The sequence below is a fragment of the Corallococcus exercitus genome, assembly GCF_003611585.1.
Taxonomy (GTDB): domain Bacteria; phylum Myxococcota; class Myxococcia; order Myxococcales; family Myxococcaceae; genus Corallococcus; species Corallococcus exercitus.
The window spans coordinates 25,131-46,553 of the sequence record NZ_RAVW01000008.1; the positions used below are offsets into that span (position 1 = coordinate 25,131).

General features: G+C 68.3%; 13 protein-coding genes. 9 read left to right on the forward strand and 4 right to left on the reverse strand.

Going from position 1 to position 21,423, the window contains the following annotated elements; translation table 11 throughout:
- Nucleotides 1-66 precede the first annotated feature (66 nt).
- The gene (locus tag D7W79_RS01920) at nt 67-1,008 is read left to right on the forward strand and encodes a DUF808 domain-containing protein (protein WP_120523609.1); all 942 of its coding nucleotides are present in this window, start codon (nt 67-69) and stop codon (nt 1,006-1,008) included.
- Here D7W79_RS01920 and D7W79_RS01925 read toward each other — a convergent pair.
- Complete coding sequence (locus D7W79_RS01925; RefSeq protein WP_120523610.1) at nt 983-1,882, reverse strand: NmrA family NAD(P)-binding protein; 900 nt, start codon at nt 1,880-1,882, stop codon at nt 983-985. The two genes, D7W79_RS01920 and D7W79_RS01925, sit on opposite strands and share 26 nt — an antisense overlap.
- 85 nt (nt 1,883-1,967) lie before the next feature.
- Here D7W79_RS01925 and D7W79_RS01930 point away from each other — a divergent pair, with 85 nt between their 5' ends.
- From D7W79_RS01930 to D7W79_RS01940, 3 genes are all read left to right on the forward strand, one after another.
- Nucleotides 1,968-2,696, forward strand: coding sequence for a helix-turn-helix transcriptional regulator (locus D7W79_RS01930; RefSeq protein ID WP_120523611.1), 729 nt, complete (start codon nt 1,968-1,970; stop codon nt 2,694-2,696).
- 102 nt (nt 2,697-2,798) lie between these two features.
- Nucleotides 2,799-6,101 carry an Ig-like domain-containing protein gene (locus tag D7W79_RS01935; protein ID WP_120523612.1) on the forward strand — a complete coding sequence of 1,101 codons (3,303 nt, stop codon included), beginning with the start codon at nt 2,799-2,801 and terminating at the stop codon, nt 6,099-6,101.
- 181 nt (nt 6,102-6,282) lie between these two features.
- Nucleotides 6,283-8,352 (forward strand): PQQ-dependent sugar dehydrogenase, encoded by a 2,070-nt coding sequence (locus tag D7W79_RS01940; RefSeq protein WP_120523613.1) that lies wholly within the window; start codon nt 6,283-6,285, stop codon nt 8,350-8,352.
- Between the two features lie 49 nt (nt 8,353-8,401).
- Here the strand turns inward: D7W79_RS01940 and D7W79_RS01945 are convergent, their stop codons facing one another.
- Nucleotides 8,402-10,870: a phosphoketolase family protein gene (locus tag D7W79_RS01945; protein WP_120523614.1), complete on the reverse strand. Its 2,469-nt coding sequence runs from the start codon at nt 10,868-10,870 to the stop codon at nt 8,402-8,404.
- Nucleotides 10,871-10,880: 10 nt separating this feature from the next.
- Nucleotides 10,881-11,921: a class I fructose-bisphosphate aldolase gene (locus D7W79_RS01950; RefSeq protein WP_244221549.1), complete on the reverse strand. Its 1,041-nt coding sequence runs from the start codon at nt 11,919-11,921 to the stop codon at nt 10,881-10,883.
- Between the two features lie 264 nt (nt 11,922-12,185).
- Here D7W79_RS01950 and D7W79_RS44440 point away from each other — a divergent pair, with 264 nt between their 5' ends.
- On the forward strand, nt 12,186-13,709 hold the full coding sequence (locus D7W79_RS44440; protein ID WP_244221550.1) for a Cof-type HAD-IIB family hydrolase: 1,524 nt from the start codon (nt 12,186-12,188) through the stop codon (nt 13,707-13,709).
- Here D7W79_RS44440 and ppk2 read toward each other — a convergent pair.
- On the reverse strand, nt 13,690-14,490 hold the full coding sequence (gene ppk2 / locus D7W79_RS01960; protein WP_120523616.1) for a polyphosphate kinase 2: 801 nt from the start codon (nt 14,488-14,490) through the stop codon (nt 13,690-13,692). The genes D7W79_RS44440 and ppk2 overlap by 20 nt on opposite strands.
- Before the next feature lie 273 nt (nt 14,491-14,763).
- On the opposite strand from ppk2, the gene D7W79_RS01965 reads away from it, so the two are divergent.
- The 4 genes from D7W79_RS01965 to D7W79_RS01980 are packed head-to-tail and all read left to right on the forward strand — an operon-like array spanning nt 14,764 to nt 21,344.
- The gene (locus D7W79_RS01965; protein WP_244221551.1) at nt 14,764-16,350 is read left to right on the forward strand and encodes an efflux transporter outer membrane subunit; all 1,587 of its coding nucleotides are present in this window, start codon (nt 14,764-14,766) and stop codon (nt 16,348-16,350) included.
- Nucleotides 16,351-16,360: 10 nt separating this feature from the next.
- Complete coding sequence (locus D7W79_RS01970; protein WP_120523618.1) at nt 16,361-17,371, forward strand: HlyD family secretion protein; 1,011 nt, start codon at nt 16,361-16,363, stop codon at nt 17,369-17,371.
- Between the two features lie 35 nt (nt 17,372-17,406).
- A complete protein-coding gene (gene rbbA / locus D7W79_RS01975; protein WP_244221552.1) occupies nt 17,407-20,217 on the forward strand; it encodes a ribosome-associated ATPase/putative transporter RbbA in 2,811 nt (936 codons plus the stop codon).
- Nucleotides 20,218-20,219: 2 nt separating this feature from the next.
- Nucleotides 20,220-21,344: an ABC transporter permease gene (locus tag D7W79_RS01980; RefSeq protein WP_120523620.1), complete on the forward strand. Its 1,125-nt coding sequence runs from the start codon at nt 20,220-20,222 to the stop codon at nt 21,342-21,344.
- Nucleotides 21,345-21,423 lie beyond the last annotated feature (79 nt).

The window sequence follows — 21,423 nt, forward strand, 5'->3', positions numbered from 1 at the left end:
CCCCCCAGCTGTGCTAATCCCGCAGGCCCGTAAACGACTTCACCCTTCTCCTACCGGAAGACCTCCATGGCAGGCAGCAGCCTGATTGCGCTCATCGACGACATCGCCACCATCCTGGATGACGTCTCCATCCTGACGAAGGTGGCGGCGAAGAAGACGGCGGGCGTGCTGGGAGACGACCTGGCGCTCAACGCGGAGCAGGTCACGGGCGTGAACGCGGACCGCGAGCTGCCCGTGGTGTGGGCGGTGGCGAAGGGCTCGTTCGTCAACAAGGCCATCCTGGTGCCGGCGGCGCTGGCCATCAGCGCGCTGGCGCCCTGGCTGGTGACGCCGCTGCTGATGGTGGGCGGCGCGTTCCTCTGCTTCGAGGGCTTCGAGAAGCTGGCGCACAAGTTCCTGCACAGCAAGGAAGAGGATGACGCGCACCACGCCGAGCTGCGCGAGGTGCTGACGAACCCGAACGTGGATCCGGTGGCGCTGGAGAAGGACAAGATCAAGGGCGCGGTGCGCACTGACTTCATCCTCTCCGCGGAGATCATCGCCATCACGCTGGGCACGGTGGCGACGGCGGACTTCGCCACCCGCGTCACGGTGATGGTGGGCATCGCCCTCATCATGACGGTGGGCGTGTACGGGCTTGTCGCGGGCATCGTGAAGCTGGACGACGCGGGGCTCTACCTCAGCCGCAAGGGCGGAGGCTTCGCGCGAGGCCTGGGCGCGAGCATCCTCCGCGCGGCGCCGTGGCTGATGAAGTTCCTCTCCGTGGCGGGGACGGCGGCCATGTTCCTGGTGGGCGGCGGCATCCTCGTGCACGGCGTCTCCACCCTGCACCACGCGGAGGAGTCCTTCACCGCCTGGGCCGGACGCGTGCCCGGCGTGGGCAGCGTCCTGGGCGGGCTCGCCCCCATGCTGCTCAACGCCGCGGTGGGCCTGGGCGCGGGGGCCGTGCTGGTGGTGCTCTTCACCCTGGGCCAGAAGGTGCTCAAGGGCCGGGGCGCGAAGAAGTAGCGCGGATCCGGGGCGCCAGGCTCTCGCGCGCGAACGACTCGAAGGTCGTGGGCGTCGTCGTCTCCCCGGTGCGTGGCTCCGTGGGCCGGTAGTCCTGCTGGCCGAAGCCCCGGAACATCTGGGCGTAGGCTTCGGCGACGGAGGGGCTCATCCCACGCATCATGAAGTCGTGGCGGAGGGTTTCGGCCGGAGCCTGCTGGCACCGCACGGGCCTTCCGAGCACGCGCCCCAGGATGCCCGCCAGCTCGTTCGCGCTCAGGTCCTCGGGCCCGTGCACGCCCCGGTGGTGGTGGCCCGTCCAGGTGGAGTCCAGCAGCCACCGGGCGGCCACGTCCCCGACATCGCGCGTGGCCACCAGGGGGTACTTCTTGTCAGGAGGGAGCAGGGTGAAGAGCCGTCCGTCCTTCACCGTCTCCACCGACGCGAGGAGGTTCTCCATGAAGCCCGCGGACCGCAGCGACACGGTGTGCGGCGCGGCTGCCTCGAGCAGCTTCTCCACCTCGCCCGCGAAGGAGACATGGCCCAGGCCTGGACGGTCCGCGCCGTGGCTCGACACGAAGACCACGCGCTGAAGCGTGTTCTCCTGGATGGCCCGCACCGCGTTGCGTGCCAGGTCCAGGGTGTAGGCCCTGAAGTCCTGGGCGCCGAAGGTCGTCGGCGTCAGCCAGAGCAAGGCGTCGGCGCCACGGGTCGCACGGGCCACGAAGGCGCCATCCTCCAGGGCCCCCTGCTCCACCTGGACCCGGGAGCGGAGGGACTCCGGCAGCTTCTCCGGGTGGCGGACCAGTGCGACCGCCTGCGCTCCCGCATGGACAAGCGTCTCCAGGGCACGCCCCGCGACGTTTCCCGTGGCTCCCACCAGTGCGATCTTCATCGTGACTCCCGTCTGCGTTGAGTGGCTGCGGTGGTTCGCAGTGCCTTGACTGTCCGCGGAATGGTGACAGCCTGTGACACCTTTGATGAAAGAGACCCACGAGAGCGTCAGCGAGCGCCTGGACCGGCTCCTGGGCCTGCTTGCCTCCCAGCGGAGCTGGAACGGCCCTGGACTTGCCGCGGAACTGGGCGTCAGCCTGCGCACCCTGCGCAGGGACATGGCACGGCTCGCGGCTCGCGGCGTTCCCATTGAAGCCGAGCGGGGCCGCGGCGGCGGCGTTCGGGTGCCGGCCCGCGTCGGGCTGGGGCGGCTCCAGCTCAACCACCGCGAGGCGCTCGACCTGCTCCTGGCGCTGGCGATTGGTGAGCGCATGCGCTCTCCCCTGCTCCTGTCGAGCCTCAAGGGCCTGCGACAGAAGCTCGCGATGGCCTTCCCTCCGGAGGAACGGATCCGGATCAACCGTCTGCGCCGCCGCATCCTCCACGGCCCGCTCGCGTCGCAGCGGGTCTCGGACACCTGGGAGAATCCGCGTCCGGCCGTCCTGGGGCTCGTGCAGGACGGCTTCTTCGAGCAGCGCACCCTCGAGGTCGTCTACCGGTCCGCGCGAGAACGGACGACGCGGGTCGTCGAGCCCCATTACCTGATGCTGGCGTGGCCCGCCTGGTACCTGCTCGTCTGGGACCACCTCCGTGACGCCGTCCGCATCCTGCGGCTGGACCGCATCGAATCCGCCCGTCTCACGGACACGACCTTCGCGCTCCGCGAAGCCGACGCGATGCTGCTGGTGGCCCGGGACCTCTTCGCCTCCGTCTGAGGGACCGTCGCCGCGCGCCGTGGGTGGGATTGCAATAAATCAGTAAATCATGCAATCACGGGTGCTGGATGTCTTCACGAGTCCGGCAGAGGGGGAAGTTCCATGCGATTGAGTTCATGGCTGCGGGGCAGCCTTGCCTTGTTGTGTCTGAGCTGTGGTCCCACGTCGTCGGAAGACGCCTCGGAGCCCGAAAAGGCTCCGGCCCGGACGCGGGCCGAGCAGCTCGTGGCGGAGCGCGGCTTCGACCCGCGGGATGTGTCATTGGTACCGGACGCGCAGGGGCGGCGGCAGGCGCTCCACTTCCGGGGCGTGCCCATCTGGGGGTTGGAAGCGAAGACGGTGCTGGACCAGCCCCTCTTCTCCAACGTCCGCTTCCAGCCCACCGGGGCCGTGGAGACGGAGGCCCGGCTCACCGAGGCCCAGGCCCGGGACGCCGCGCTCGCGGCGATGAGGGACTCCAGCGCGAAGGTGGAATCCGCGCGGCTCGTGCTCCTGCCCACCGAGGCGCGCCAGCTGCGCAAGGACGCAGCGCCGCGCGTCGCCGGCCTCCGGAACGCCGAGGACTTCGAGCGGGTGGTGACGGGCCTGCGGCTCATCTACCGGCTGAAGCTCTCCACGGGCGGGGACGCGCGGCGGCGGTGGAGCGCGCAGGTGGATGCCCGCTCCGGCGAGGTGTTGCGTCTGGAGCCGCTCGAACACACGGGCCTGGCGGGGCAGTTCAAGAAGGCCCGGGGCACGGGCTACTACGCGGGACCGATCTCGTTCGTCGCGTTCTATGAAACCTACGCTCAGGTCAACCGGCTGCGGGATTCGCACAACAACGACTACGAGGCGTACGTTCCCCAGTCGCCAAGGAGTGGCACCTACGAGCTCTACCAGAGCGCGGACCTGATTTTTGGCGACGGGCTCCGCTACAGCGGAGGGGGCCCGCTCGGGACCAACGGAGAGACCGCGGCGGTGGACGCCTACCACGCCGTGGGCCTGGCCTGGTCCGTCTACGAGACCTTCCTGGGGCGCGCGGGCCCGGCGGGCAACGGCACGGCCTTCCGCGTCCGGGTGCACATCCCAGCGGAGAACGCCTACTACGACCCCGACAAGACCGAACCCGCCATCCGGTTCGGCTATCGCTCCCTCAATGCCAGTCCCAGGACCCCGTTCACGACCACCGACGTCGTGGGCCACGAGCTGGCCCATGACTTCTTCGCCCGGGAGCTGGCCGGAGATCCCTCGGACGTTCCATCCAGTGGCTCGGAGCAGGCCGGACTGAACGAGGGAACGGGAGACATCTTCGGCTTCGTCACGGAGCTGCTGCGCGACGCGAAGCGGGTGTCGTCCACGTCGACGAACATCGATGGGGTGACGGTGAAGACCTCGAACCTCACCGTCGCCGAGGAGACGGGCGTCGTGTCCCGCAACCTCCTGTCGCCCATGTATCCGGAGTGGTTCGACTCCATCGGCTTCGCGGACGAGCACTTCTCCGCGGGCCCCCTGAGCCGGATGTTCCTGCTGCTGGCCTATGGCGCCAGCTCCCAGCCCCAGAGCCCGTGGTACTCCTCCCTGGTGCCCGAAGGGTTCAGCGGCGTGGGGGCCGCGGAGGCGCTGCGCATCTGGGCGCTCGCGGTGCAGCTGATGCCCCTGGGCTCGGACTACCTCGATGCCCGCCAGGCGGCGCTCGCGGCGGCGACCACACGGGACGGCGTGCAGGGAGGCCCCCGGATGCTGGCCGTGGCCCGCGCGTTCGCGGCCATCAACGTCGGCTACAAGCCGGACTCCGTGCCGCCGCAGACGACGCTGAGCTGCCGGCAGGTGCTCGAGGACATCGAGTGCACCGGCACCATCACCGACGCCGAGGTGCCGGGGCAGTACACCACCGCGCCGCGGCTGGTGCTGGACGGCGGCACGCAGATCAAGTCGCTGGCCGGCTGGCAGTTCACGCAGACCCTCCCGGGCACCGCGCTGGCCGGTGGAAGCCACACGGTCCAATTGCAGGCGTGGGACTACTGGCAGAACCTGGCCACGAGGACGGTGACGGTCGTGTTGGACAAGACCCCACCCGACTTCTCCTTCCTCCGCTCCGGTACGCCGAAGCAGCCCTTCTACACCGTCATCCCAAGGGACACCTCCGGCATCCGCACCGTGGACTTCCTCGACGGCAGCCAGTTCATGTACGGCATCTTCGTTCCCCCCTACGAACAGGCGCTGGACACCTCCACCTGGACCGATGGCACCCACGACCTGGTCATCCGGGTCTACGACGAATACATGAACGTCACCGTCCGCCACGACACCTTGAAGGTGGACAACACGCCCCCCAGCGTGACGATGACGGTGGGCACGGGGGACGAGCCTCCGTTCCCGGTGAATGTCTCGGTGAGCGACGCCTCCCCGGTGGCGCGCGTGGACTTCAAGGTGGACGGCATCGTGTTCGCCACGCGGACGAACGCCGCCACCACGTACCAGGCCAGCTACACGCCCACGGATCCGCTGGTCCACAACCTCATCGCGGAGGTGACGGACGCCTTCGGCAACAAGACGACCGTGTCCCAGGGGGCCCCGCTCGACCGCAGGTCTCCGGCGGTGAGCTTCGCCAAGACCCAGCTGGGCGCGCTGGTGCGGCTGACCTTCAGCGCGGCGGATGGCTGCGGCCTCGTGTATCCGTATGCGCTGTATGTGGACGCGACCCTGGTGGCGCAGCCCACGACGCCGTCCTACGTGCTGGACTTCGGGGAGGCGATGGCCGCGGGGGCGCACACGTTCCAGGCCATCGTCAGCGACCTGTGCGGCAATACGACGAACTTCCAGACGGCGTTCGTCAAGGACCTCACCCCGCCGGTCATCACGGGCATCACCCGGGACGACACCGTGCCGAAGAAGCCGAAGTTCACCGTGCAGTGCACGGACACGGAAGGGGTGCACCACGTGGAGCTGCGTGAGGGCGGCGTCATCACCCAGACGGACACCACCGCGCCCTACGAGTTCGTGGTCGACACCTCGGGCCGGGCGGACGGCGACTCCTCGCTGCTGTTCCAGTGCACGGACATCAACGGCGTCTCCAGTTCGCCGGAGACGCGCACGGTGACGGCGGACAACACCGGTCCCACCATCAACCTCACGGTCTACGGCTCGCGCCGCGCGTACCTCGTCTCAGCGGAGCCCGTGAACGACCCCCGCGGCATCCAGTCCGTCACCCTCACCGGCGGGCTGGTGACGCCCGCTTTCACCACCACGCTGACCCAGGCCCCCTGGTCCGTGCTGTGGAACATCCCTGGCACGACCACCATCCAGACGGAGCTGCCGTTCACGGTCACCGCCAAGGACACATGGGGGAACACGTCCAGCAAGTCACTGTGGTGCGCGGTGAACACCGCCTCCACCACGTCTCAGTATCTGGTCTGCCACACGTAGTGAGCCTGCTCGGCCCGGGAGCCCGTCCCCATGGAAGAGGGGGAGGGCTCCTGACCTCTCAGTGATCGAGAGGATCCGCCGGGGACGTGGCCCGGTGGACACCTGCGAATGCGTCCCAAAGAGTTCACTTGAGGCTCTCCTTGAATTCCGTGAAAGAAGAGGAATGCAAAGGAGCCTCTCAATGCACATTCGTCATCTGGTGGCCGGACTCCTGGTCGCCGTCGTGGGTTGTGAAGGAAAGCCGGAGAACGACCCCGAACTCCAGACACAGGACGCCGCGGTGACCGCGGGCACCCGGCTCATCGGTGTGCAGTCCGGCCGCTGCCTCGACGTGGCGCAGAACAGCCAGACGCCGGGACAGGAGCTCCATATCTATGACTGCCACGGGCAGGCGAACCAACGGTTCCTGTTCACGCCCGAAGGTGAGCTGCGCGTGTTCGACGGCGCCCGGTGCATCCAGCCGGAGACCGCCAGCGCCGGAGCCCGGGCCGTCAGCGTCGTCTGCGATGGGACGGCGAATCAGCGGTGGGTCCGCAACGCCAACGGCGCGGTCGTCCACACTGCGTCCGCGCTGTGCCTCGACGTGTCCGGCCAGGCCACCGCCAACAGCTCGAAGGTCGTCGTCTGGAATTGCAACGGCCAGACGAACCAGCAGTGGTCGCTGCCTCCCGACGCCCAGCCCCCCACCGTGCCCACGGGGCTCGCGCTGTCCAACGTGACGTGCAACACGGCCACGCTCTCCTGGTCCCCGTCCACGGACAACGAGGGCGTCGCCTTCTATGACGTCTACCACGACGGCCAGCTCATGAAGTCCGTCTCCGGCGCGGTCGTGTCCACCGGGCTGACCGTGGTCCCCGGCGCGACCTGGGGCCTGTATGTGAATGCTCGGGACGCGGCGGGCAATGTCTCCCAGGGCAGCGCCACGCTCTCGATCACCCCGCCGCCGTGCCAGGCGGACACGCAGGCGCCCACCGTTCCGACCGGCGTCACCGCCACCGCCTCCGGCACCAGCGTGACCGTGACGTGGAGCGCGTCCACCGACAATGTGGGCGTGACCGCCTACGACGTGTTCCGCGGAGGCGTGAAGATTGGCACCGCGACCGGCTCGCCGCCCGGGACGACCTTCGTCGACAGCGGCCTGTCCCCGAACACGGCCTACAGCTACGCCGTGCTCGCCCGCGACGCCCAGGGCAACGCGTCCGCCCAGAGCCTGGCCGCGACGGTCACCACCGGCCAGGCCTGCGCGAACCCCGTCTGCTCCGTCACCCAGGTCGCCACCGACACGGACATCCCGTGGGGCCTGGTGAACCTGCCGGACGGCACGGTGCTCTACGGCCGCCGGGACGCGCAGGACATCGTCCGGCTGGATCCGGCGACGGGACAGAAGACGTCCGTGGGCACCGTCCCCAACGTGCAGAGCACCGACGGCGAGGGCGGGCTGATGGGGCTGGCCCTCTCCCCCACCTTCTCCACGGACCGGTGGCTGTACGTGATGCACACCTCCCCCACCGACAACCGCATCGTGCGCCTGCGGTATGAGAACGGCGCCCTGAACACGGCGTCGCTCCAGGTGCTGCTCCAGGGCATCGGCCGCAACAAGTTCCACAACGGCGGACGCCTGCGCTTCGGGCCGGACGGCAAGCTCTACGCGTCCACCGGCGATGCGCAGAACGGCGCGTACGCGCAGGACCTCAACAACCTGGCCGGCAAGGTGCTGCGGCTCAACACGGACGGCACCATTCCGTCCGACAACCCCTTCGGCAACTACGTGTGGAGCTACGGCCACCGCAACCCGCAGGGGCTGGCGTTCGACTCGCAGGGGCGCCTCTGGGAGCAGGAGTTCGGCAACTCCGTGATGGACGAGACCAACCTCATCCAGAAGGGCGGCAACTACGGCTGGCCGAACTGCGAAGGCACCGTGTCCCAGGGCGGTTCCGGCTGCGCGACGGCCGGGTACATCGCGCCGAAGCAGACCTACCCCACGGCGGAGGGCTCCTGCTCCGGCATCGCGGTGGTGCGCGACGTCCTCTACGTGGCCTGCGCCCGCGGCACGCGCCTCTACCGTGAGGTCATCAGCGGCTCCAGCCTGACCAACGTGCAGCAGTTCTTCGTGGGCACCTACGGCCGGCTGCGTACCGTCGAGCCGACCCCCGACGGCAACCTGTGGATGACCACCACCAACCAGGGCGACAAGGACAGCATCCCCAACAACAGCAACGAGCGGATCTTCCGCGTCGTCCTGGGGCAGTAGCGCAAAGGCTCACGCATGGCGCCCCGCCGCGCCATGCGTGAGCGGTCCTTCAGTCCGGCCAGGTCCAGTCGGCGATCTCAGGCCGGTCCCGGCCGTGCTCGTGCGCGTAAGCCAGGTTGTCGAGGATGGCGTTCTTCATCTCCTCCTTCAGGTGCCCCGCCTTCACGGACAGCCCCGGCACGCGGTCGATGACGTCGATGACCAGGTGGAAGCGGGACGTCTCGTTCAGGATCGCCAGCTCGAAGGGCGTGTTGATGTTCCCCTTCTCCCGGTAGCCATGCACGTGCAGGTCTTCGTGGTCGATGAAGCGATACGCGAGCTTGTGGATGAGCGAGGCATAGCCGTGGAAGCTGAAGATGATGGGCTTGCCCGGCGGGAACAGGCTCTGGAACTCACGTTGGGTGGACCCGTGCGGGTGGTCCGCCGACGACTGCAGCTTGAACAGGTCGACGACGTTGATGAAGCGCAGCTTCAGGTTCGGTGCGCGCGCGCGGAGGATGGAAGCGGCGGCCAGGGCCTCCTGCGTCGCGACGTCGCCGCAGCAGGCCATGATGACGTCCGGCTCCGCGTCCTCGTCCGTGCTGGCCCGCTTCCAGATGCCAAGCCCCTTGGCGCAGTGGGAGACGGCCTCGTCGATGCTGGTGAACTGCAGGTGCTTCTGCTTGTCCGCGACGATGACGTTGACGCAGTCGGTGCTGCGCAGGCACTGGTCCGCCACCACCAGCAGCGTGTTGGCGTCCGGCGGCAGGTAGATGCGCGTGACCGAGCCGGACTTGTTCGTCACCAGGTCGATGAAGCCCGGGTCCTGATGTGAGAACCCGTTGTGGTCCTGACGCCATACCGTCGAGGACAGCAGGATGTTCTCCGAGGCGACGGGCGCCCGCCAGCTCACGTGGTTCTTGCTGATGTCCAACCACTTGGCGTGCTGGTTGAACATGGAGTCGACGACGTGGGCGAACGCCTCGTACGTGTGGAAGAAGCCGTGCCGCCCCGTGAGCAGATACCCTTCCAGCCAGCCCAGCAGCGTGTGCTCCGACAGCATCTCCATGACGCGGCCGTCCCGCGCGAGGTAGCCCCCGTCCGCGTCCTCCGGCAACAGGTTGGCCATCCAGGTCTTCCCGCTCACCTCGTAGAGGGCCTGGAGCCGGTTGGAGGCGGTCTCGTCCGGACCGAAGACGCGGAAGGACGTCGGATTGTCGCGCATGATGTCGCGCAGGAACTCGCCGAGCGGCTTCGTGTTCTCATGCAGCGTGGTGCCGCGCGTGCCGACCTTGACCGCGTAGTCGCGGAAGTCCGGCAGCTTGAGCGCCTTGCGGAGCAGGCCGCCGTTGGCGTGGGGGTTCGCGCTCATCCGCCGGTGCCCCTTGGGCGCGAGCGACCGGAGCTCCGGCATCAGCCGTCCCTCCGCGTCGAACAGCTCCTCGGGCCGGTAGCTGCGCATCCAGTCCTCGAGCGCCTTCAGGTGCGCCGGGTTTTCGCGCACGGCGCCAAAGGGGACCTGGTGTGAGCGCCAGGAGCCCTCCAGCTTGTGCCCGTCCAGCTCCTTCGGACCGGTCCAGCCCTTGGGCGAGCGCAGGACGATCATGGGCCAGCGGGGGCGCGTCGGGGTGTCCGTCAGCCGCGCCGTCTTCTGCAGGGCGCGGATCTCCGCGACGGCCTGCTCCAGGGTCTCCGCCATCTTCTGGTGCATCTGGGCCGGGTCGCTGCCCTCGACGAAGTAGGGCTTGTAGCCGTAGCCGACGAACAGGGCCTCCAGCTCCTCCGGGCTGATGCGGGCGAGGATGGTCGGGTTGGCGATCTTGTACCCGTTGAGGTTCAGGATGGGCAGCACGGCGCCATCCCGCACGGGGTTGATGAACTTGTTGGAATGCCAGGCCGTCGCGAGCGGCCCCGTCTCCGCCTCGCCGTCACCCACGACGCAGGCGACGATGAGGTCCGGGTTGTCGAAGGCCATGCCGTACGCGTGGGAGAGGCTGTAGCCCAGCTCGCCGCCTTCGTGGATGGAGCCCGGCGTCTCCGGGGTGACGTGGCTGCCGATGTGGCCGGGGAAGGAGAACTGCTTGAAGAACTTCCGCATCCCCTCCGCGTCCTGGCTCTTGTCCGGATAGACCTCCGAATAGGTGCCCTCCAGGTACGCCGGCCCGAGCACGCCCGGGGCGCCGTGGCCCGGCCCGGCCACGAAGATGACGTCCAGGTTCTGCTCCACGATGAGCCGGTTCAGGTGGACCCAGGTGAACGAGAGCGCCGGGCTCGCGCCCCAGTGGCCCAGCAGCCGGTGCTTCACGTCCTTCGGAACCAGGGGCCGGTGCAGCAGCGGGTTGTCCTGGAGGTAGATCATCCCCACCGCCAGGTAGTTGCACGCGCGCCAGTACGCGTTCATCAGCTCCACTTCCCTGGCGGTGAGCGGTCCCCCGCCCCGGGTCCGCTCACGGCCGGGAGCCGAGGGCCCATGGCCGTGCTCCCTTGCTGACAAGGGCGGCCCATACTCCGACGCTTCCGTCCCTTCGGGGTGTGCCATGACATGCCTCTCAGTGATGGGTGTGGAGTGTGGAGTCAGCCTGGCTGTGAATGGCGGACGGCTCCATGGCCCGGGCGAAACCCGCCTCGCCTTCCATTTCCGCGCTGTACGTGCCCAGGGTCGCCGCGCTGTCGCACCAGGCGCGGTGGTGGAACGCCCGCTGGGCGGCGGGCACCTGCTCGCTCCGACCTCCCCAGGCTTCGAGCGCCTCGTCCTGCAGCGCGCGTCCGTAGGAGAAGCTCAGCGTCCAGGGCTTCGGGCCTTCCAGCGCATTGATGGCGTTGAGGTGCTCCGTGGCCAGGACCGCGTCCTGCCCGCCGGACAGGAAGACGACCCCGGGGACCGCGGGCGGCACATGGCGTGTCAGGACGCGCAACGTCGCCTCCGCCACCTCGTCCACCGAAGCCTGTCTCGCGAAGCCGTGGCCCGCGGTGACCATGTTCGGCTTGAGCAGCATCCCTTCCAGGGACACCCGCGCGGCGAAGAGCTCATTGAAGACCGCTTGCAGCACGCGCCCCGTCACGTCCTCACATCGCTCGAGCGCATGCGCGCCATCCATCAGGACTTCCGGTTCCACGATGGGCACCAGGCCCTGCTCCTGACAGAGCGCGGCGTAACGCGCGAGCGCGTGCGCGTTCGCGTGGATGCACGTCGCGCTGGGCATCCCGGCGCGGATGACGAAGACCGCGCGCCACTTGGCGAAGCGCGCACCGAGCTCGCGGTACTCCTCGAGCCGCTCGCGGAGCCCGTCGAGCCCCTCCGTGACGGACTCTCCCGGCGCGCCGGCCAGGGGGTGGACGCCGGCGTCGACCTTGATGCCGGGGATGATGCCGCGGTCCGACAGCAGCTTGATCAGCGGAGTGCCCGCCGCGCTGTCCTGCCGGATCGTCTCGTCCTGCAGGATGACACCTCCGATGAACTCGGCGATGCCGGGCGTACTGAAGAGCAGCTCCCGATAGGCGCGGCGGCTGTCCGCGGTCGACTCGATCTCGCGCGCGGTCAGGCGCTTGGTGATCGTGGAAACCGTCTCGTCCGCCGCCAGGATGCCCATTCCATCAGCGATGATGGCTCGCGCGGTTTCACCGAGCCCTGGCATCGTCGGCATGTGTTCCTCCCGTCTTCCTGAGGGTGAAACTGAGTGCGTCCTGACGCGCCGACAACCCGCGAGGGGGCGCTCGGCAACGGGGCTGCCTTTGAGCGCCGGACGGATGGTGCGACCCACGTCGCGATTGCCATCTTGACGCTGGACCCCGCTGTCACTGGCGACGCCCGGTGCGCGGTCGCGCCGGCGAGCGGGCGGGCGCTGGAGACAACCATGACCCTCAAGTTGCTCATCGCGGATGTCGACGGGACCATGGTGACGCGGGACAAGATCCTCACCGCGCGAACCTGCGACGCCGTTGCCCGGCTGCGCGACAGCGGCATCCTGTTCACCCTCACGAGCGGGCGTCCGCCGCGCGGAATGGCAGGGCTGGTGGCCCCGCTGAAGCTCACCGCCCCCCTGGCCGCGTTCAACGGCGGCGTGTACGTCAAACCCGATCTCACGACGGTGCTGGCCCAGCGGACCCTGCCGCCCGCCATTGCCAGACAGGCCGTCGACTTCATGCTCCAGGCGGGCCTGGATGTCTGGGTATACCAGGGGGCGGATTGGTTCCTCCGCGCCCCCGACGCCTTCCGCGTGGCGAGGGAGAAGAGCAACGTCGGGTTCGACCCGGTCGTCATCGCGGACCTGCACGGCGTGCTCGACGCCGCCATCAAGCTCGTCGGGGTGAGCGAGGACACGGCGCGGGTCGCGCGGTGTGAGGCCGAACTCGCCCTGCGGCTGGGAACGGAGGCCTCCGCGGCGCGCTCCACGCCCTACTACGTCGACGTCACGCACCCCGAAGCAAACAAGGGAATGGTCGTGCGCGAGGCCGCGCGCCTCCTCGGGCTTCCGCTCGAGCAGATCGCGGCCATCGGGGACATGGCCAATGACCTGCCCATGCTGAACACCGCGGGCATGGGCATCGCCATGGGCAACGCCAGCCCGGAGGTCCAACGGTTCGCACGCCACGTCACGCGCAGCAACGATGAGGAGGGCTTCGCCCACGCGGTCGACACCTTCATCCTGGGCCAGCCACCCCTCGCGCGGACGAAGCTGGGGCTTCCACCCCGCACGCGCGCCTGCCTCTTTGGCCTCGACGGCGTCCTCACCCAGACCGCCAGCCTCCACGCCCGGGCCTGGAAACAGCTCTGCGACTACTACCTGCGGCAGCGCGCGCGCTCCTCCGGGCAGCCCTTCATCCCCTTCGACCTGGTGCGCGACTACAGCCGCTACTTCGACGGCAAGCTGTCCCAGGAAGGCCTTTACGCGTTCCTCGACGCTCGCGGCATCGAGCTGCCGGAGAACACGGTCCACGCGCTGAACGACCGCAAGTCCGGGCTCCTGACCGAGCTGCTCCAGCAGGAGCGCGTGGAGACGTATGAGGGAACGGTCCGCTACGTCCAGGCGGCGCGCGCCATGGGACTCAAGACCGCGGCCGTCTCCGCGAGCAGGCACGGCGCTGGGATGCTCCAGTCGGCCGGCCTCCTGGACCTCTTCGACGCGCGGCTCGACGCCACGATGCCCCCCGAGCTCTACCTCGCGGCGACCCGTTCCCTGGGCGTCGACACCGAGGAAGCGGTCGTCTTCGAGGACACGCCCGCCGGCGTCGCGGCCGCACGGGCCGCCCACTTCGCCTATGTCATTGGCGTTGACCGGCTGGGCCAGCCCGCGGAGCTGCGCCGCCACGGCGCGGACCTCGTGGTGGCGGACCCCGCCGCCCTCCTCGGGCAGGAGGTCAGTACCTCTCGGGGATGAAGTTCTTCCCCCGGAGCGAGGCGTCGTCGTCGTACGCGCCCTGCTTGGAGCGACGGGGCAGCTTCACCTTGGGACGCTTCACCTGCTCGTGGGGAATCTTCTCCAGCAGGAAGCGGATGCAGTTGAGCCGCGCCTTCTTCTTGTTGTCGGAGCGCAGGATGTGCCAGGGCGCATGCGGTGTGTCCGTCGCGGCCAGCATCTGGTCCCGCGCCCGGGAGTAGTCGTACCAGCGGGTCCAGGACTTGAGGTCCATCGGGCTGAGCTTCCATTGCCGGAGGGGGTCGTCGATGCGCGCCGCGAACCGCCGCTCCTGCTCCGCCTTGCCGACCTCGAGCCAGATCTTCAGCAGGAGGATTCCGCTCTCGATCATGTACTTCTCGAAGACGGGACAACCGACCAGGAAGCGCTCGTGCTCCTCGGGAGTGCAGAAGCCCATCACGGGCTCCACGCCGGCCCGGTTGTACCAGCTGCGGTCGAAGATCACGATCTCACCCGCAGCGGGGAAATGCGGCACGTACCGCTGCAGGTACATCTGTGATTGCTCCCGGCTTGAAGGCGCCGGGAGGGCCACCACGCGAAACACCCGGGGGCTCACCCGCTCCGTGATGGCGCGAATCGTTCCCCCCTTCCCCGCGGCGTCCCGCCCTTCGAAGACCACGATGACGCGCATCCCCTCCTGCTTGACCCAGTCCTGGAGCTGGCAGAGCCGGGCCTGGAGCTTGCGAAGCTCCTTGTCGTAGTCCTTGCGCTTCAGGGGCTCCGAATGGGTGTCCTGGGCCATGGCCTCAGGGTCGTGCGACCCGACGACATGCGCAATGCGTACCCTGGGGAGACGCGTCCGCCAGCCGAAGGCGTCCGGCGGAAGACGCCAGCCTTGTGGGGCCGGCGACATCCACGTCGCCCCCAGGCCGGTGTCTTGCATTGCTGAAAGGACATCGCGGACTGTCCCGCGGGGCATCCGGGCCGCTCGTACTTCCATGCCTTCCGCGCAGTGCGGACCCTCCCATCCATCGAGGTGTCTCGGATGAGGGGGACGGACAACACCATGCGGGGGATGAAGCCGGGGTTCGGCCCCATCGTCGGCGCATTACCGCTGCTCGGCGTCCTATCAGCGCTCTCTGGGTGCACGGTAGGTCCCAACTTCAAGAGGCCCGAGGCCGCGGTCGCCAAGGAGTGGCGCACCCAGGACGACCCCCGGCTCAAGAAGCAGGCCGAGGTCGACTCCCAATGGTGGAAGTCGTTTGGGGATCCGTCGCTCGACCGGCTCGTCGAGCTTGCCTACCGGCAGAACCTGCCGTTGCAGATCTCGGGGCTGAGGATCGTGGAGGCGCGCGCCCAGCTGGCCATCCTCACCGGCCGGCAGTATCCGCAGGTGCAGGTGGCCACCGGCAGCGCCGCCGCGGTGGGACGCAGTGAGAACGCCGCCGCGTCCAACCTGCTCGACCTGGCCAACCTCGGCGACCTCGACCGCCACTACCTGGAATACCAGCTGGGCTTCGACGCGCTGTGGGAGGTGGACTTCTGGGGCAAGTACCGGCGGGGAGTGGAGTCGGGAACCGCCAACCTGCTCGCGTCCGTGGCGGACTACCAGTCCTCTCTCGTGTCGCTCACCGCGGAGGTCGCGCGGACCTATGTCCTGGTGCGGACGTACGAGGTGCTCATCGAGCAGGCGCAGGAGAACGCCAGGATCCAGGAGGAGGGCTTCCGGATCGCCGAGTCGCGCTTCAGCAATGGTGCCACGTCGGAGCTCGACGTGACGCAGGCCGCGACCCTGCTGGAGAGCACCCGGGCCACCATCCCCCAGCTGGAGGGCGGGCTGGACCAGGCTCGCAACGCCCTGAGCACGCTCCTGGGCCAGCCCACGGGCGCCGTGGAGGCCTTGCTGGCGGGTCCCAAGCGGATTCCCGTGGCGCCCGCGACGGTGGCGGTCGGAATGCCGGCGGAAATCCTTCGGCGGCGCCCGGATGTCCGCAGCGCGGAACTCTTCGCCGCCGCGCAGTGCGCGCGAATCGGCATCGCCGAGGCGGAGCTCTATCCAAGCTTCTCCCTCTTCGGGACGATCGGGCTGCAGGCGAGCACCGCCGGCTCGGCCTCCGGCAACCTCTTCTCCCTGGGCAGCCTCGTCTACTCCGTGGGCCCCCGCATCGTCTTTCCCTTCCTCAACTACGGCCGCCTGAAGAACGGGGTGCGGGTGGAGGACGCGCGGTTCCAGCAATTGCTGGTCAACTACCGCAACACGGTGCTCAAGGCGGGCCAGGAGGTGGAGGACTCCCTGGCGGGCTTCGTCAGTGCCCAGAAGGCCATGGCGTTCCAGCAGGCCGCCGTGAAGGCCGCGCAGCGGTCGGTGGAGCTCGCGGTGGTGCAGTACCGGGAAGGCGCCGTGGACTACCAGCGCGTGCTGGACGCGCAACGCTCACTCCTGGAACAGCAGAACAACCTGGCCCAGACAAGCTCCTCCATCGCCACGAACCTGGTCGCCCTCTACAAGGCGCTGGGCGGAGGCTGGGAGGTCCGCCGCGACCAGCCCGTCGTGCCCGAACCCATGCAGACCGAGATGGAGCAGCGGACCAACTGGGGGGACATGTTGTCCAAGCCGCGGGCGCAGGAAGCCAAGACGCTTTCGCAACCGGGAAAGCAATAGGGAGTCCGCCATGCCCAAGCTTCCGGAAGGAAAGATGAAGTGGATCCTCGGGTTGGTCGCCATCGCGATCCTCGCGTTCATTGGCTTCCGCTACTGGAAGGGGAAGCAATCCGAGCTGCCGGAGGGAATCGTCTCGGGCAATGGCCGCCTGGAGTCGAAGCTGGCGGATGTCGCCGCCAAGGAACCCCTGCGGGTGAAGCAAATCCTTGTCAACGAAGGCGACCTCGTCAAACCAGGTCAGGTGCTGGTGCAGTTGGACACGACCACGCTGGAGTCGAGCCTGGCGGAGGCCAACGCGAACCTCGCGGCCACGCAGGAGAAGATGGCGGTGGCCCAGGCGGGCATCGTCAGGCAGAAGAGTGAGATAGAGCTCGCCACCATCGAGGCCGAGCGCGCCCGCAGGTTGGTGAAGCAGGGGGCCGGCTCGCAGCGGGACGTGGACGTTCGCACGAGCCAGCTGGAGACCACCCGGGCCACCCTGGCGGAAGCGGAAGCCACGCTGAAGACCTCCAAGCAGGAGATCGAGGTCGCGCGAGCGAATGCCCAGACCATCCAGACGCGCATCGCGGATGCGACGCTCAGGTCTCCGGTGACGGGAAGAGTCCTCTACCGCCTGGCCGAACCCGGCGAGGTGCTCGCGCCCGGCGGACCGGCGCTCACGCTCGTGAACCTGGAGGACGTCTACATGGAGATCTTCCTCCCGGCCAGCGAGGCCGCCAAGGTGAAGATTGGCTCCGAGGCGCGCCTCACCGTCGACTTCGAGCCCAACCGCTCCATCCCCGGGTATGTGTCCTTCGTGTCCCCGGAAGCGCAGTTCACGCCCAAGCAGGTTGAAACCAAGAGCGAGCGGGAGAAGCTGGTGTTCCGCGTGAAGCTCCAGGTTCCCCGGCAGCTGGCCAGCCGCTACGTCGAGCGCATCAAGACAGGCATCCGGGGCGTCGGCTACGTCAAGGTGGACCCCTCCGTGGAGTGGCCCGCCCAGTTGCGGAACGTCATCACGGAGCAATCCGCGTCCCGTTAGCCGGGCACCGGGAGGGCTCCGCCATGGTCTCAGCCGTGTCCACAGAATCGCCGGCTGGCGCCTCCAGCAGGCCGGTGGTCTCCATCCAGGACGTGACCCACCGCTACGGCAAGGTCGTCGCGCTCGACGGCATCTCGCTCGACGTTCCCAGCGGCATCATGGTGGGCATCGTGGGGCCAGACGGCGTCGGCAAGTCGACGCTGATGGCCCTGGTCGCCGGCTCCAAGAAGATGCAGCAGGGACGGGTGACGGTCCTGGACGGGGACATCGCGGACGCCCGGCACCGGCGCGCCGTGGGGCCGCGCATCGCGTACATGCCCCAGGGGCTGGGGAAGAACCTCTATCTGGAGCTCAGCGTCTACGACAACGTCGACTTCATGGCCCGGCTCTTCGGGTTGTCGCCCGAGGAGCGCAAGGCGCGCGTCCCGGAGCTGCTCGCGGCCACCGGCCTGGGCAAGTTCGCGGAGCGCCCCGCCGGCAAGCTCTCCGGCGGCATGAAGCAGAAGGTGGGGCTGTGCGGCGCGCTGGTGCACGACCCCGACCTGCTCATCCTCGACGAGCCCACCACCGGCGTCGACCCGCTCTCCCGGCGGCAGTTCTGGAGCCTCATCGACGACATCCGCGGCGGGCGCCCCGGCATGAGCGTCATCATCTCCACGGCCTACATGGACGAGGCGCAGCAGTGGGACTGGATCGTCGCCATGGACGCGGGGCGCGTGCTGGCGACGGGGACGCCCGCGGAGCTGATGGAGCGCTCGGGGACCCAGAACCTGGAGCAATGCTTCATCGCGCTGCTGCCCGAGGAAAAGCGCCGGGGCCACAAGGAGATCGTCATCCCGCCCCGCGCGCCGGGCAAGGCGGAGCTGGCCATCGAGGCCCATGGGCTGACCCGCCGCTTCGGGACCTTCACCGCCGTGGACCACGTCACCCTGTCGATTGAGCGCGGGGAAATCTTCGGGTTCCTGGGCTCCAACGGCTGCGGCAAGTCCACGACCATGAAGATGCTGACCGGCCTGCTGCCGCCCACGGAAGGGACGGCGAAGCTCTTCGGCAGCGCCGTGGATGCCGGCAGCATGGAGGTGCGCAAGAACCTGGGCTACATGACGCAGGCGTTCTCGCTCTACGGCGAGCTGAGCGTCCAGCAGAACCTGGTCCTGCACGCGCGGCTCTACCACCTGCCGCCAGACAAGGCGAAGGCGCGCATCGACGAACTGGTCGAGCGCTTCGGCCTGGGCGCGCACCTGGAGGCGCTGGCCGGGGACCTGCCCATGGGCCTGCGCCAGCGGCTGTCGCTGGCCGTCGCCGTGCTGCACGGGCCGCAGATCCTCATCCTGGACGAGCCCACGTCGGGGGTCGATCCCGTCGCCCGGGACAGCTTCTGGGAGCTGCTCATCGACCTGTCGCGCAAGCAGGGCGTCACCATCTTCGTGACCACGCACTTCATGAACGAGGGGATGCGCTGCGACCGCATCTCCCTCATGAACGCGGGAAGGGTGCTGGCGGCGGACAGCCCCCAGAAGCTCATCGAGGCGCGCAACGCGGACAGCCTGGAGACCGCCTTCATCGGCTACATGGAGGACGCCATCGCCGAAAAGGCACGCACCGAGAGCAAGGACGCGGCGGCCAAGGACACGACGGCCAAGGACGCGACTCCCGCGCCCGAGGCCGCCCCGCCTCCGCCCCCGCCCGCGCATCGGGTGGACCGGGCCGGCCTCCGGCTGCGACTCGGCCGGTTGCTCGCATACAGCCACAACGAGGCCATCCAGATCCTCCGCGACAAGGTCCGGCTGGCGTTTGCCTTCATCGGCTCGGCGCTGCTGATGCTCGTCTTCGGCTTCGGCATCACGACCGACGTCGAGAACATCCGCTTCGCCGCGCTGGACATGGACCAGTCGCCCGAGAGCCGCGCGTATCTGGAACAGTTCAGCGCGGCGAAACCCTATTTCGCCCTGACTCCGCCGGCCGACTCCTCGGACGAGGCGCTCCGCAGGCTCCAGTCGGACGATGTCTCGATGGTGCTGGAGATTCCGCCTCGCTTCGGTCTGGACTTCCGCCGGGGCGCAGGACCGGAGGTGCTGGCGCAGGTGGACGGCGCCATGACCTTCCGTGGCGACACCGTCGAGCAATATGCCCAGGCGGTCCACAACCGGATGCTGAGGGATCCCGCGAGCGGCTTCTCTTCGGCCAGCGCCCGGAAGGACACGGCCAACATCGAAGAGCGCTACCTCTACAATCCAACCTTCGAGAGCGTCTACTCCATCGTGCCGAGTGTCCCGGCGCTGCTGCTGCTGCTGATCCCCGCGATCCTCATGACGGTCAGCATCGTGCGTGAGAAGGAGCTGGGGTCGATCATCAACTTCTATGTCACGCCCACGGGGAGGCTGGAGTACCTGCTTGGGAAGCAGCTGCCCTACGTGGCCATCGGGATGGTCAACTTCTTCATCCTGACCGCCCTGGCGCTGGTGGTCTTCGGTGTTCCCATCAAGGGCAGCTTCCTGACGTTGATCCTCTGCACGCTGTTCTACGTCGCGGCGACGACAGGCATTGGGATGGTGACGTCCACCTTCACCGGAAGCCAGGTGGCGGCGGTCTTCGTCACGGCCATCCTGACCATCGTGCCGACCATCCAGTTCTCCGGCTTGTTGCAGCCGGTCTCCACGCTGCAGGGCGGGGCCGGTGTCGTCGGTTCCATCTGGCCGGCCACCTATTACATGCACGCCAGCCTGGGCGCCTTCACCAAGGGGCTGGGGGCGGGGCTCATCCTGAGGGACGTGGCCTTCCTGGCCGTGTGCGTCCCCGTCCTCCTGGGTATCAGCGTCATCGGCTTGAGAAAGCAGGAGAAATAGAGGTGAACTCGCTGCTCAACATCATATGGCTCGGGCTCAAGGAGCTTCGCAGCCTGGTGAGCGACGCGGTCCTGGTCGTCTTCGTCGTCTATGCCTTCACGCTGGCAATCTATGTCCAGGCCACGGGGACCTCGAGCGAGGTGAACAACGCCTCGATTGCCTTCGCCGACGAGGACGGGTCCGCGTTGTCCAAGGAGTTGATCAACGCCTTCTATCCGCCCCGCTTCAAGCAGCCGGAGATCATCTCCCCGGATGAGGTCCAGGCGGACATGGACAGGGGCCGGTTCATGTTCGTCGTCGTGATTCCGCCCCGCTTCGAGCACGACCTCCGCGCGGGGCGCAACCCGGACATCCAGGTGAACATCGACGCGACCGCCATGCAGCAGGCGGGCATCGGCTCCGGCTACATCAAGAACATCATCAACGACCGCATCTCCTCCTTCATGAAGCGCACGGAGGAGACGGGGGCGAAGCCCGTCAACCTGGTCGTCCGCAAGCTCTTCAACCCCAACGGGGTCTCTTCCTGGTTCAAGAGCGTGGTGGCCATCATCAACCAGATCACCCTGCTCACCGTCGTGCTGACGGGCGCGGCGGTCATCCGCGAACGCGAACACGGAACGCTGGAGCACCTGCTCGTGATGCCGCTGACCTCGTTCGAGATCGCGATGGCGAAGGTCTGGGCCAACGGGCTGGTGATTCTGGTGGCGACCGCGGCGTCGCTCCTCCTGGTCGTGCACATGGTGCTGAAGGTGCCGTTCGCCGGCTCGGTGGTGCTGTGGTTCGCGGGCGTCGTGCTCTACCTGTTCTTCGCCACGGCGCTCGGCATCTTCCTGGGGACCATCTCCCGCTCGATGGCGCAGTTCGCGCTGCTCATCATCCTGGTGGTGCTGGTGCTGATGCTGCTTTCGGGCGGGAGCACGCCCGTGGAGAGCCAGCCGAAGTGGCTGCAGTACGTCACGTACCTCCTGCCGGCCCGGCACTTCGTCAGCTTCTCGCAGGTCATCATCTACCGCGGCGGAGGGCTGACGGCCGTCTGGCGCCAGTTCCTGATGGTGGGCGCGGTGGGCATGGGGTTCTTCGTCTACAGCCTGGCGCTCTTCCGCAAATCCATCGCGGTGAGCAAGTAGGAGGGCAGGCCAGTGGCTCAAGCCTGGGCGCCGGGCAGCCAGGAAGGTCCTCCCCCGCACGGGCCCTTCCTGGACCCAG